This is a genomic window from Pseudomonas sp. B111 (assembly GCF_026428275.1).
GTDB lineage: Bacteria > Pseudomonadota > Gammaproteobacteria > Pseudomonadales > Pseudomonadaceae > Pseudomonas > Pseudomonas aeruginosa.
In genome coordinates this window covers 1,792,118-1,804,501 of sequence record NZ_CP097857.1, presented here as the reverse complement: position 1 = coordinate 1,804,501, position 12,384 = coordinate 1,792,118, and the positions used below count along the sequence as shown (strand labels likewise).

9 protein-coding genes are annotated in these 12,384 nt (G+C 70.0%); 2 read left to right on the top strand and 7 right to left on the bottom strand.

Going from position 1 to position 12,384, the window contains the following annotated elements:
* The first annotated feature begins 233 nt into the window (after positions 1-233).
* A complete protein-coding gene (locus M6E97_RS08600) occupies positions 234-3,104 on the top strand; it encodes a S8 family serine peptidase (RefSeq protein ID WP_223724226.1) in 2,871 nt (956 codons plus the stop codon).
* 6 nt (positions 3,105-3,110) lie between these two features.
* Here M6E97_RS08600 and M6E97_RS08595 read toward each other — a convergent pair whose 3' ends face one another.
* Genes M6E97_RS08595 through M6E97_RS08565 form a run of 7 tightly spaced genes read right to left on the bottom strand, consistent with a single transcriptional unit; the run spans position 3,111 to position 11,064 of the window.
* The gene (locus tag M6E97_RS08595) at positions 3,111-4,190 is read right to left on the bottom strand and encodes a chlorophyllase/cutinase-like alpha/beta fold protein (RefSeq protein ID WP_003112115.1); all 1,080 of its coding nucleotides are present in this window, start codon (positions 4,188-4,190) and stop codon (positions 3,111-3,113) included.
* Between the two features lie 53 nt (positions 4,191-4,243).
* Positions 4,244-5,875: a BatD family protein gene (locus M6E97_RS08590; RefSeq protein WP_003113945.1), complete on the bottom strand. Its 1,632-nt coding sequence runs from the start codon at positions 5,873-5,875 to the stop codon at positions 4,244-4,246.
* Positions 5,872-7,632: a VWA domain-containing protein gene (locus M6E97_RS08585; protein WP_023081481.1), complete on the bottom strand. Its 1,761-nt coding sequence runs from the start codon at positions 7,630-7,632 to the stop codon at positions 5,872-5,874. Before M6E97_RS08585 ends, M6E97_RS08590 begins: the two co-directional genes overlap by 4 nt.
* Positions 7,629-8,651, bottom strand: coding sequence for a vWA domain-containing protein (locus M6E97_RS08580; protein ID WP_003091297.1), 1,023 nt, complete (start codon positions 8,649-8,651; stop codon positions 7,629-7,631). Before M6E97_RS08580 ends, M6E97_RS08585 begins: the two co-directional genes overlap by 4 nt.
* Positions 8,644-9,138, bottom strand: a complete 495-nt coding sequence (locus M6E97_RS08575; protein WP_033938049.1) for a DUF4381 domain-containing protein — start codon at positions 9,136-9,138, stop codon at positions 8,644-8,646. The genes M6E97_RS08580 and M6E97_RS08575 overlap by 8 nt, the downstream gene beginning before the upstream one ends.
* Positions 9,135-10,073: a DUF58 domain-containing protein gene (locus M6E97_RS08570; RefSeq protein WP_003091295.1), complete on the bottom strand. Its 939-nt coding sequence runs from the start codon at positions 10,071-10,073 to the stop codon at positions 9,135-9,137. Before M6E97_RS08570 ends, M6E97_RS08575 begins: the two co-directional genes overlap by 4 nt.
* A gap of 10 nt (positions 10,074-10,083) precedes the next feature.
* The gene (locus M6E97_RS08565; protein WP_003091294.1) at positions 10,084-11,064 is read right to left on the bottom strand and encodes an AAA family ATPase; all 981 of its coding nucleotides are present in this window, start codon (positions 11,062-11,064) and stop codon (positions 10,084-10,086) included.
* A 339-nt stretch (positions 11,065-11,403) separates the two neighbouring features.
* On the opposite strand from M6E97_RS08565, the gene M6E97_RS08560 reads away from it, so the two are divergent.
* Positions 11,404-12,174 carry a hypothetical protein gene (locus M6E97_RS08560; RefSeq protein WP_003091293.1) on the top strand — a complete coding sequence of 257 codons (771 nt, stop codon included), beginning with the start codon at positions 11,404-11,406 and terminating at the stop codon, positions 12,172-12,174.
* Positions 12,175-12,384 lie beyond the last annotated feature (210 nt).

Genomic DNA, 12,384 nt, shown 5'->3' with positions numbered 1-12,384 from the left:
CCACCCGGTTTGCGCCTCCGCTGTGACCCCGTGCCGCTCCCGTCGGCGTGTCCGCGTTAAGCCTTTTTTAACCCCCCGGGAGCTAGCGTGCGCCTGCTCGGAACGCTAGCCGCCAGGCTATTGCCGGGTGCCATCCGCGAAGAGTGCGGGTGCCTTTCGTTTTTGGGGGATTTTTTGCCATGTCGCGGACGACGCGTTGGAAGGATGTTCGAAAGTGCGGGATACGCACACTGGTGCCGCTGGGCGTTTCGCTATCGCTGTCGCCCTGTGCGTTGGCCGAAGCCCGGTCCAGCGGCTGGGAGCAGGACTTCATCGGCGTGCCGGTCGCGCGCGCGTTGGGCCTGACCGGCAAAGGCGTGGATGTCGGGGTGATCGATGGCGGTTTCCTTCCGCAGCATCCGGCGTTCGCCGGCCAGGCGATCACTCCGCTGGCCAACCGAGTGGCCATCGACGGCGAGGAAGCGATCGCCGATCCCTCCCGGCCGCTCTTCGATCGCGATGAGCAAAGCGGAGAAATCCAGGTCGCCAGCCATGGCGCGAATGTCAGCGGAATCATCGCGGCCAGGCCGGAGGTCATTGCCGATTTCACCTATCGTGGTGGCGTGGCGCCGAAGGTCGGGCTTTTCCAGACGCAAATCAGGCCCAGCGACGAAGCCGATGACGAGGATGCCGACATAGAGGAGGAACAAGACGAAGCAGCGAGCCAGGCCAGCCTGCTGCAACCGGGCAGCGAGGAACTCGTCCATGGCGCCCTGAGCACCCTCTACCGGGGCGCGCCGACGGTACGGATCATCAACAACAGCTACAACGACGATCCTATCGGCAATGACGCCGCCGCGGTGGATGCCGCTTATGCGGCGATCGATCCCGCAGCGCCGCATCCCTACCTGAATGCCCTGGCCGACGGCGTGCGCGACGGGCGCCTGCTGGTGTTCGCAGCCGGCAACGAAAGCCGCGCGCAGCCCGGCTTGCTCGCCACCTTGCCGCGCTTCATGCCCGGACTGGAAAGCGGTTTCCTCAGCGTGGTCGCGCTGGGTCCGGACCGCGACCTCACCGACTACTCCAACCAGTGCGGGGTGACGAAAGACTGGTGCCTGGCGGCGCCCGGCGACATGTACGTGGCCGCGGCGAACGGTGCCTCGGCCGAACGCTTGACCTACACCTATGCCGACCAGAGCGGTACCTCCTACGCCACGCCGCTAGTCAGCGCCAGCGCGGCATTGCTGGCCGAGCGTTTTCCCTACATGGACATGGCGCAGGTGCGGATGACCATGTTGAGCACCGCCGTCGATCTTGGCGAGCCTGGGGTCGACGCGCGTTTCGGCTGGGGGTTGCTGGACCTGGCCCGGGCGGTACGTGGACCAGGCCAACTGTTCGGCGATCAGCGGGTGACGCTGGACGCGGCGCGCGGCGGCTGGAATGCCAGGGATGCCTGGAACAACGACATCCGCGCCGGTGGCATGCTTGGCAAGGCCGGCAGCGGCGCGCTGCGGCTGTCGGGCGATAACCGTTTCGCCGGGGTCGCGGTCGAGGCCGGCGAACTGGCGCTCGCTGGGCGCAACCGGTTCTCTGCCGCCAGCGAGGTTCGCGGCGGGCGCCTGGTGGTGGACGGCACGCTCGAAGGACCGGGGTTGAGGGTAGCCCGGGCCGGCGAGCTGGGCGGCGGCGGCACCATTGCCGCGCCGACCCGGATCGACGGCGTGCTCGCCGCCGACCGCCTCGCGGGCGCGCCGAGTTTCACCCGCTCGCTCGAACTGTCGCCGTCGAGCACGACCCGGGTGGCGCTGGGCGGGCAACCGCCGATCCGCCTCGACGGCGCGGCTGCTTTCGCCCGGTTGGGCGGGCGGCTGCAACTGACGGCGGCCGATGCGGCGGGGGCGGGGCAGAAGTTCCTGACGGTCGCGCGGGGCGCCACCTACCAGGGCGGTTTCGATGCCTTGCAACAGGCGCCGGGCCTGGCCGCGCGGGGCCTGCGCCACGACTTGCGCTTCGCTGCGGATGGCATCGCCCTGGCCCTGGCTCCGCTCGACCTGCCGGGGCAGGTCAACCTACAAGGCAACGCCGGGCGTTCCGCGGCGGCGTTGAACGCGCTCCGTGACCGGCCCATCGCCCTGCGCCCCGGCGCCTACAACGATTGGCTGCAGGCCAGCCTGGCGCGCGGCGATCTTGCTGGCCTGCCACGCAGCGCCGGCGGCCAGGTGTATGCCGACAGCCTGGCCTACCTGAGTCGGCAGCCGTCGCAAGTGGATCGCGCGATGTTCGGCGAGCTTTCCTGGGCGCAGCCCGGGCAGGCGCCGCGGTTGTGGTTCCAGGGGCTCGCTTCCGGCTTGCGCAACGAGGGGCGCTCAGGCGTCAGCGGCAGTCGCGTGCGTAGCGACGGCATTGCCCTGGGCCTGGTCCAGGCGCTCGACGAACGAACCCAGGGCGGCGCGACGCTGGCGCAGACCAAGGGACGGATCAACAGCGCCGGCGGCAAGGTCGAGCTGGACATCACCCAGCTCGCCGTGGGCTTGCTACACGCCTTCGACAGCCTGGAACAGGGCGGTTACGTCAGTGCCATGCTCGGCGCCGGCTACCTCGACGCCGCCAGCAAGCGGCGCCTGCCGGGCTTTGCCACGGCCAAGGGCGACAGCGAGGGCTGGCTCTACCACGCCAGCGTCAAGAGCGGCTACCGCTGGCGCAAGGACGATTGGCGGGTCGAGCCGCGGGTCGGCCTGCTGGCGACCCGCACGGAATGGAAAGGTTTCCGCGAAAAGCACAGCGAGCTGGCGCTGGACGTCGACCGCGCGGCCAGGGATGCGACCTTCGCCACCCTGGAACTGAGCGTCGCGCGCAGCCTGCGGGTGGCCGACTGGTCGCTGGAGCCGGAGCTGAACCTGGGCTACGAGCGTGCCCTGGGAGTGCCGGCGAGCCACACCGAGGCTAGCCTGCAGGGCGTCGACCTGAAGCAGGTTTCGGCCCATCGGGGGCGCGACCTGTTCAGTGCGGGGATGGCGCTGCACGCCCGCCGCGGTCCGTTGCAGGGCAGCCTGGAGCTGCAGGGGACGAAAGGCGAGCGGGTCGCCGGCAGCGCCGTCAACCTGCGCCTGAGCTACGACTTCTAGCGCTGGCTACTTGAGCACCTTGATCGGCTTCACCGGGGTGCCGTCGCTCCATTGGCCCATGCCGGTCTGCTCCGGCGTAGCGCCCAGGGCGTACTGGCGGTTGCGGTTGTAGAACGCCGCGTCGGTGAGGCCATCGAACAGCTTCCAGGTGCCGTACCAGTCGAGGGCGTCGATCACCAGCGGGTCGTGGCCGGTATAGCGGCCTTCGGCCTGCTGGACTTCGAGGCGCTTCTCGACGCGGTCGAGCAACCAGTCGCTGTCTTCTTCCTTCGGATACTGCGGGCCGAATACCGGCGCGGTGGGCGCCGCGTGGTTGGCCAGCAGCGGCGGAGCGCCGTGGCGATCGCTGCGCAGCAGCAGGAGGTTCTTGTCGCTGGGCGGAATGTGCCGGCTCTGGCGGTAGATGCGCTTGGCGTCGGTGCAGGCCACGTGGCTGTCCTCGTCGCCGCAGACCGCCAGCAGCAGGGTACCTTTGGCCAGCCCCGACAGGCGTTCCTGGGCCACGCCGTCCCAGCGCTTGCCCTGGCTCTTGCCGGGCTCGACCACCATCAGCGCCTTCGCCGCCGGCAGCTTCAGGCGTTCGCTGGCGGCCGCCAGGTTGGCGGCGAGCAGTCCGCCGGCGGAGTGGCCGAGGTAGGCGACCTGGTTCAGCCGCGGGCGCACCCCCAGCTCGCCGGCCTGCAGGCGCCTGAGGGCGTCGCCGAGGGCGCCGGCGGCATTGTCGAGGAAGTCTGCGTTGGGCGTCTTCAGGTCCGGCTGGTAGCGCGGGTAGACCACCACCATGCCGCGGCGGACGATATGGTCGATCCAGGCGCGGTAGAGGTCCGGCTGCATCACGCTCCAGCCGTGCAGGAAGATCACCAGCGGAGCGTTGCCGGGGACCGGTTGCTCGGGGGTGAACACCCAGTATTCGCGAGCGCCTTCGCCGAAGTGCCACTGATGCACGCTGGCATGGCGATAGGCCGCGCCGCCCGGCCCTTCGGCCGGCTGCGTCGGCGGCGTGGGCGCGGTCGGCGGTTCGGCGGCCGTCGCGGCGTGGCCCAGGAGCAGGCCGCACAGGACGAGGTACAGGGTACGGAAGCGCATGCGGGCCCTCTTGCGGAATCGGAATGTCGTGCCAGTCCTAACCATAGCGCCGTTCAGCGCGGATAGAGCGGTGGCAGGCCGCCATTGTCGACCGCTCCCGCCGGCGCTTGTTCCGTGGTGGGCAGGGCGCGGATCGCCCGCCACAGGTCCTCGCCCTGCCAGGAATGGCCGCTCTCGCTGTACAGCGCGCCGTTGAGGCCATCCAGGGCGTCGGACAGCGGCACGAAGCGGGCCGCCATGTCGGCCAGGGTATCGGGTTGCTGACGAGCCCAGGCGTCCAGGGCCTGGCGGGTCGCCTGGGGATCGTTGGCCAGGCAGGCGCGGCGCAGCTCGTCGAGCAGGCTGCGGCTGCTCGGGCCGTTGGCTGCGGCGCGGATCACCGCCGGCAGCTGGCGGGCGCGCCACCAGAGGCCGAAGCCGAGCAGGGTGGTCAGGGCCAGCACGGCGGTAGCCAGTTGCCAGGGCCAGAGCGTCGGCTCCAGGCGTTCGCCGAGCGGCAGCGCCGCCGCCGGCGGCTCCGCCTCTGCCTGCGGCGCGGCGGCCACTTCCAGGGTGCGCGGTGGCAGGCTGGTGCGCTCCAGGCGGTCTTCGCGGGTGTTCCACCAGACCACTTCGAGCGCCGGCAACTCGATGCGCCCGGCCTGCTCAGGCACCAGCGCCTCGCGTTCCTCGCGACTGCCGATGAGGCCCTGGTCGGTGCTTTGGTCGGCCAGCTGCGGTTGGTCCGGGTAGCGCCGCAGGCCTTGCACGTCGGGCAGCGGCAACGGCGGAAGCTGGGTGCCGGAAAGCCCCTCGACCTTCAGCAGCACGTTGCGCGTCAGCGATTCGCCGACCTGTGCCTGCTCCGGCTGCGGGCTCCAGCTTTCGCTGATGCTCAGCGCGCGGGCCGGCATCCAGGGCGCGTCGGCCGGATAGTCGGCAGGCTTGGGCCGGACCTGCAGCGGGATGCTCGGCGAAGTCACCCGCATCTGCCGGCCGGGGCGCGGGCCGAAGGGGTTGTAGTCGTCGCTGCCACGGTCGACCAGGGTCGCGCTGAAGGCTTGCGCAGGAATCTCCAGGGTGCCGCTCTTCTGCGGGAAGATCGCGTAGCGCACCTCGATCACGCCGTGGCGGATGCCGTTGATCTCCTTCTCGTAGGTACGCGCCTCGCCGAGCTGTTCGACCTTCGCGTCGTTCATCGCCAGCGGGGTCAGGCTGCTGTCGTCGTATAGCGACACCGAGTGGTAGATGCGCAGGGTGAGGATCGCCTGGGCCTGCACGTAGACCGTCTCCTGGTCGACGCTGGCATCGATGAAGACCGGCGCCAGCTTGCTGCTCTTGGCGCGGTCGCGCGCCTCCAGTACGTGCAGCCTGATCGGCTGGGTGCTGCTGGCGCCGAGGCTGATCGGCGGGATCGCCACGTAGCCGCTCTGCTTCGGCAGGAGGGTGACGATCCAGCGGGTGGTGGCCTGGGCCCGGCCGTTCTGCGTGGCGAGACGGTTGACCTGGCGCGTGCCGAGGACCTCGAAGAGGGCGTCCAGCGGGCTCAGGTCGGGCTTGCCGAAGAGGGTCGGGTCGTCCGATTCCAGCGTCAGTTCGACGCTTTCCCCTTCGGTCAGGCGGGCGCGGTCGACGCTGGCGCTGAAGCTGGCGTGGGCGGAGACGCAGAGGAGCGCGAGAAGCAGGCTGCAGAACAGGCGGATCATGGCGTGGCTTCCTGGCGTTGCTGCTGTTGGTACCAGAACTTGCGCCGCAGCAACTCGGCGGGATCGTCGGGAATCTGTCGCAGCCATTGCTCGAGGGCCTGGCGACGTTCGTCGTCGAGTCCGTCGTCGGCTTCCTCGTCGCCCGTCCGCTCGTCCTCGGCGTCGGGCTGCGGCTGCGCTTGGCCGGGTGCTCCGGCGGTCTTCTCGCCTTCGTCTTCCGGCAGGCTGGTCGAGGGCGCCGCGGCCTGGGCCTTCTGCGCATCGACGGTCGCCGCATCGCGCGGCGGCCGCTGGCTGCTTCCGGATGGCGGGCTCTGCTGGCTCGCTTCCTGGCGCTGTTCCTTGTTCTCGCCGGCCTGCTGCTGCGCCGCCTGTTCCTGGCGCTGGCGCAGCAGTTCCTCGACCAGGGCCTTGTTGCGTTGCGCGGCGACCAGTTGCGGCTGGCGCTCCAGGGCTTGTTCGTAGGCGTCGACGGCGGCTTCCAGTTCGCCCTGGCGGGCCAGGGCGTTGCCACGGTTGTAGTGATCGTCGGCCTGGTCGCCCTGGGCGAAGGCCTGGGCAGCGGCGGCGTAGTCGCGGGCCTGGTAGAGCGACAGGCCTTTCCAGCGGAAGTCCTCGAAGCGCTTCGCCGCCTCGTCCGCCTGGCCCCGTTGCAACAGGCGCTGGCCTTGCTGGTCCGGACGCAGCCAGAGGTCTTCGAACTGGAAGGCCATGGCCGGTTGCGGCAGGCTCAGCATCAACAGCGGCAGGCAGAACAGCCAGCCGCGCCGTCCGGCACAGGCGGCCAGCAGGAGCAGCGGCAGGAGCAGCCAGTAACCCTGGTCGGCCCAGCGCTGCAGGCGCAGCAGGGCGTTCTCGCGGTCTTCCTCCAGCGTGCCGCCGCGGGCCAGCAGGCCGAGGCTGTCGAGGTCGCGGTCGTTCGGCCGCAGGCGCTGGTAGCCGGCGCCGATCTCCGCGGCGAAGCGGCGCAGCCCGCTTTCGTCGAGCCTGGGCAGGAGGATGCCGCCCTGGTCGTCCTTGAGGAAGCTGCCATCCTCCTGCTGCACCGGAGCGCCCTTCGGCGTGCCGACGCCGAGCACGGCGAGGCGCGCCGTCCGGTGCTCGAGGGCGCTGCGGATGCCCTGGCGCTCGGGTTCGCTCAGCCCGCTGGTCAGCAGCAGCAGGCGGCCGCGGCCCTGGGCGCCCTGTTCCAGCAGGTCGAGGGCCTGGCGCACGGCGAGGTCGGCGCGCTGGCCGGGCTCGGGCATGATCGAAGGTTTCAGGGCGTCGAGCAGGTTGCGCGCGGTGAGCTGGTCGTCCGACAGCGGCACCAGGGTATGCGCGCTGCCGGCGTAGACGACGATCGCGGTCTGCGCGTCGTTGCGCGTGCGAAGCAGGTCGAGCAGCTTGCGCCGGGCCTGTTCCAGGCGGGTCGGCGACAGGTCGCCGGCAAGCATCCCGGGAGTCAGCTGGAGGATCGCCACCAGCGGGTCGCTACGCTTCATCGAGGGCTGTTCCAGTTGCTGCCAACTGGGCCCGAGCAAGGCCAGCAGGGCCAGCAGCCAGGCGATGCCGAGGCAGATCCAGGGCATGCGGTTCTGCCGCCCGGCGCCGCCGACCAGCAGCCAGGGCTGGAAGGCCGTCGGCAGCAGCAATTGCCAGCGTCCGGCACGACGCTGGCGATGCAGCAGCTTCCACAGCAACCAGCCAAGCAGCGGCGCCAGCAGCAGCCAGTAGGGGCGCAGCCAGTGCGGCCAGGCGTCCAGCAACAGGTTCATGGTTGCCTCCCGGAACGGCGGCGCGGCCAGGTCCGGTTTTCCCGTGGCCAGAGTTCCAGCGCCACCAGCAGCACGCTCAGGCCGAGGGCGGCGGCCAGCGGCCAACTGTACAGCGCCAGGGCCGGGCGCGCCCGGGTAGTCTGCTGGGCGACCGGTTCGAGGCGGTCGAGGGTCGCGGAAATGCTTTCCAGCTCGGCGCTGGATCGCGCGCGGAAGTATTCGCCGCCAGTGATCTCGGCGATACCGCGCAGGGTCGGCTCGTCGAGATCGAGCCCCGGGTTGAAGCCGAACAGGCCGGGCACGCCGCCCTGCTGCGGGTCGGCGCCGACGCCGATGGTGTAGATCTTCACCTGTTGCTCGGCGGCCAGTTGCGCGGCGATCTGCGGGGCTATCTGTCCGCCGGTGTTGGCGCCGTCGGTGATCAGCACCAGCACCCGGCTTTCCGCGGGCCGCTGGCGCAGGCGCTTGACCGCCAGGCCGATGGCGTCGCCGATCGCGGTGTTCTTGCCGGCGATGCCGATCTGCGCCTCGTCCAGCCAGACCCGCACGGTGTGCCGGTCGAAGGTCAGCGGCGCCTGCAGGTAGGCCTGGCTGCCGAACAGGATCAGGCCGACGCGGTCGCCACGACGGTCTTCGATGAAGTCGCCGAAGAGTTTCTTGATCAGTTCCAGGCGGCTGATCTCGTCGTCCTGCCAGCGCATGTCGCGGTAGTCCATGGAGCCGGAGACATCCACCGCGAGCAGCAGGTCACGGCCGCTGGCGGGTAGCGGCAGGGGTTCGCCGACCCACTGCGGGCGGGCCGCGGCGAGCAGCAGGAGGAACCAGAGCAGGGCGAAGCGCACCTGCTGCCGCCAGGCCGGCAGGCGTGCGCGGGCACGGCGTCCGGCGAGGCTTTCGAGTTCGTCGAGGAAGCTCACCTTGAGCGCCGCCTCGCCACTGTCGGCGGCCGGCAGCACCAGGCGCAGCAGCCAGGGCAACGGGGCGAGGGCGAAGACCCAGGGCCAGGCGAACTCAAACATGCTTGCGAATCCAGGTGGCGACGGCGGCGTTGAGGCCGTCCACGGCCTTGTCGTCGAGGGTGCAGTCGGCGCGGTAGCCGCCTTCCACCAGGATCATCCAGCGGGTCAGGCCGGCGGCCGGGCAACGGTTGTCGAGGAACGCCAGCCAGGCGCGGCCGCTGAGGGCGTGGCTGCCGCTATCTGGCCAGCGCGCCCTGCAGACCCGCTTGAGCAGGCCGTTGATGGCCTGCAGCCAGGGCCCGGCGGAAGCCCTGCCGTAGGGCTTGGCAAGCGCGGCCAGTTCGGCCAGGGCTGCTTCGCGCAGCGGATCCAGCGGCGCTTCGCCGCGGGTGGCGATGGTGCGCCGCGGCAGGTGCCGGCGCAGTCGCCAGAGCCCCCAACCGAGCAACGGCAGCAGGGCGGCCAGCAGCCACCAGCCGGGCGCCGGCGGCCACCAGCCGATGGGCGGGGGGGCGATCAGCGGTTCCAGCCGGTCGAGCGGATTCATGCGCGATACCCCGGCTGGTGTTGTTCCAGCAGGTCCCGCAACTGCTCCACCAGGTCTTCCTGGGTCGACAGCGGCAGCAGCGGCACGCCCAGTCGCTGGGCCAGCCGCTGCCAGCGCGCGCGGCGCGCCTCGGCCAGCTCGCGATAGGCCTGGCGCAGCTCGTCGGCGTGGGTGTCCAGCTCGAGGTCGGCGGCGCCTTCGCGGAAGCGCAGCAGTCCGGCGGCGGGGAGGGCATGGTCGAGCGGGTCGGACAGCGGCAGCAGCACCAGGTCGGTATGACGTGCGATCAGGCTGAGTTGCTGCTCGGCGACGTCATTGAGGGTGCGCTCGTCGCACAGCACCAGGATCAGGCTGCCCGGGCGCAGCACTTCGCGGGCGCGGCGCAGGGCCAGGCCGAACAGTTCGCCAGGTCGCTCGGCCGGCGTCTCGCGCAGCTCGCGATTGGCCCGCAATAGCTGGTTGAACAGTTGCAGCAGGCTGTGCTTGCTGCGTCGCGGCTTGATTTCGTGGCAGTCGCGGTCGCTGAATACCAGGCCGCCGATACGGTCGTTGTGGGCCAGCGCCGACCAGCCGATGAAGGCCGCCGCGCGTGCCGCCAGCACTGCCTTGAAGCACAGGCCGGAGCCGAAGAACAGGCGCTGGCTCTGTTCGACCAGGACGAACACCGGTCGCTCGCGTTCCTCGTGGAACAGCTTGGTGTGCGGCTCGCGGGTGCGCGCGGTGACGCGCCAGTCGATGGTCCGTACGTCGTCGCCGGGCTGGTAGATGCGCACCTGGTCGAAGTCCACGCCGCGTCCGCGCAGGCGCGAGTGATGCAGGCCGACCAGCGGGCTGCGGCGGTTCTGCGAGGAGAACAGGCGCGCTTCGTGGAGCCGGTGGCGCATTTCCAGAAGCTCGTCGAGGCCCAGTTCGACGCCAGGGGCGGCGCTCAGCATGGCGGCGGCCTCAGGCCACGGCGACCACGTCGAGGATGCGCTGCACGACCCGGTCCTGGTCGATGCCGGCGGCTTCCGCCTCGAAGGTCAGGATCAGGCGATGGCGCAGCACGTCGAACAGCACCGCCTGGATGTCCTCGGGGCTGACGAAGTCGCGTCCGCCCAGCCAGGCGTGGGCGCGCGCGCAGCGGTCGAGGGCGATGGAGCCGCGCGGGCTGGCGCCGTAGGAGATCCATTCGGCGAGTTCCGCGTCGTGCTTGGCCGGGGTGCGGGTGGCCATGATCAGTTGCACCAGGTATTCCTCCACCGCGTCGGCCATGTACAGGCCGAGGATTTCCTGGCGCGCGGCGAAGATGGTTTCCTGGGTCACCCGGCGCTCCGGCCGGGCCTCGCCGTTCAGTGCCTCGCCACGCGCCTGCTGGAGGATGCGGCGTTCCACCGAGGCCTCCGGGTAGCCGATCTTGACGTGCATGAGGAAGCGGTCGAGCTGGGCTTCCGGCAACGGGTAGGTGCCTTCCTGTTCGATCGGGTTCTGTGTCGCCATCACCAGGAACAGCTGTGGCAGGTCGTAGGTGCTGCGGCCGACCGAAACCTGGCGCTCGGCCATGGCTTCGAGCAGCGCCGATTGCACCTTGGCCGGGGCGCGGTTGATCTCGTCGGCCAGCACCAGGTGATGGAAGATCGGGCCTTGCTGGAACACGAAGGTGCCGGTCTCCGGACGGTAGATCTCGGTGCCGGTGATGTCGGCGGGGAGCAGGTCGGGAGTGAACTGGATACGGTGGAACTCGGCTTCGAGGCCTTCGGCGAGGTCCTTGATGGCCTTGGTCTTGGCCAGTCCCGGCGCGCCTTCCACCAGCAGGTGGCCGTCGGCTAGCAGCGCGATCAGCAGGCGGTCGACGAGTTTTTCCTGGCCGAGGATCTGGCTCGACAGGTAGCCCTTCAGTCCCTGCAGGGCGCTCTTGTGCTGCGTGCTTTCTGGCTCGTTGCTCATTGTCTGGACTACCGGTTCCAAGGCCTGCTGGGGTGTCGCTCGGTGGCGCACGGCGAGGCCGGCGCGCGCGGGCGGGGAGAAGGCTCCGCTCTGCGGCGGATGACGCCCCCCGATCCCGCACATGTTAGCGCACGGCGACTGCCTAGCGTACTCTCCGACGCTCGTGCCGCGCCTATTCGTGAACCCGCGCGGGTATGCCGGTGAAAAGCCTCCGCCTCTCGCCGTGACCTGCCTCGCGAAGCGTGGCGGATCGACGCGCCCGGGGAACTTCGCCGGCTCAGGCGGGTCGGTTTCCGCGATGCGAACAGCGAATGGACAGAGCGTTTGTCAGGAGCGACATTGCCGGGGCTTGCCCGGCGCAAGGGGGAGGGCCGCGCCCGGCGTGGGTGGCGGCGCTGGGTCGGCGGGCTGCTGTTGCTGCTCGGCGCGCTCGCCAGCGGATGTTCGAACGCGCCGCGCAACGCCGCCGGCGAGGACACCAGCCAGGGTTCGATGCGCGCCGGCGAATTCCTCCAGACCGATGCCGATCGCATGGCCACCCTGGCCATGCGCGACAACCTGCAAAGCCTCTACCAGTTGCTCTGGAAGCTGTACAAGCGCAATCCCGCCGAATGGAAGAAGACCGGCCTGCCGAGCCAGGCCGACGCCGAGCTGGCGATCCGCCGGGCCATCGAGCAGAACCGCGAACTCAGCGACCTGGGCGGCCGCCGCGACATCGCCGCGCTGTCCTACTCCCTCGATCCGGCGTTCAAGGGCGACCGCGTCGGTGCCTTCATCTACTCCCTGGCCAGCATGCTGATCACCGCCCATGGCGGGCGCACCGAGTTCTACGTCTATCAGGGGATCGACGCGCAGTACGTCTACAACGCCGCGCGCAACGTCGAGGTCGCCACCTGGATGCTGGCTACCCGCAAGGACGACAAGGGTGCCCCGTTGCTGCTTTCCAACGCCCTCACCGACGACGCCAGCAACCTCAGCTACGCCCGCGAGTTCGCCAAGATCGTCGCGCGCCTGGACCTGCTCGCCGAGGTGCTCGGCGAACGCTACCGGCGGATCAGCGTGAACTACGCCCAGGGACTGCTGTTCATGCATTTCCTGCCGGTGCAGTGAGCCGATGCTCCCGGGGTGAACGAATATGTCGCAGCACGGTAAGTGTTTTGCCTTGCCGGCTCGTTAAGCTCTGTCGGATATGACCGGCGGGTCGCTCGCCGAAAAAGGGCGGTTCCCGGTCAGCCTTTGCTGTGCGCCTGCCTGCCTGGATTAATGCTCAGCTTCTGCTGAACTTCATGGACGCAGCGAGGGTCGGTCCGAAGGTGCGTT